The sequence below is a fragment of the Mesorhizobium sp. M3A.F.Ca.ET.175.01.1.1 genome (assembly GCF_004791945.1).
GTDB lineage: Bacteria > Pseudomonadota > Alphaproteobacteria > Rhizobiales > Rhizobiaceae > Mesorhizobium.
The window spans coordinates 1-355 of the sequence record NZ_SRTP01000159.1 but is presented as its reverse complement, the minus strand read 5'-3'; the positions used below and the strand labels follow the sequence as shown (position 1 = coordinate 355).

The 355-nt window shown below is 67.3% G+C and carries 1 protein-coding gene; it reads right to left on the bottom strand.

Annotated features, from left to right (window positions below):
* The coding region (locus tag EN818_RS31175) for a helix-turn-helix domain-containing protein (protein WP_135906664.1) at window positions 1–355 on the bottom strand (355 nt) is incomplete at both ends.

Here is a 355-nt window from a genome sequence, read left to right as displayed (position 1 = left end):
CAGATGCGCCTGGTCGGCATAGCCGGCCTCGATCGCCAGCAGCGCGGTCGAGGCGTCGCTCTGCTGTCGTTGCAGGCGGCGGAAGCGGTGGAAGCGCAGGATGCGGTCGAGCGTCTTCGGACCATAGCCGAACGTGTCGTCGAAGCGCCGGCGCAGCGTCCGCTCGCTCATATGCAGGTGGCGCTGCAGGAACGGAACCAGCGGTGTTTCCGGCGGCAGTCCATCGCGGATGACGTCGAAGGCCCGACCCATCTGCCGGTCGAGGGCAGCGCGTCCTTCCGGATGCATGGCAACGGTCTTCTCGAGTTGCCGCAGCAGCTCGGCAAGGTCGGGCTTCGCCTTGATGCTGTCGGTG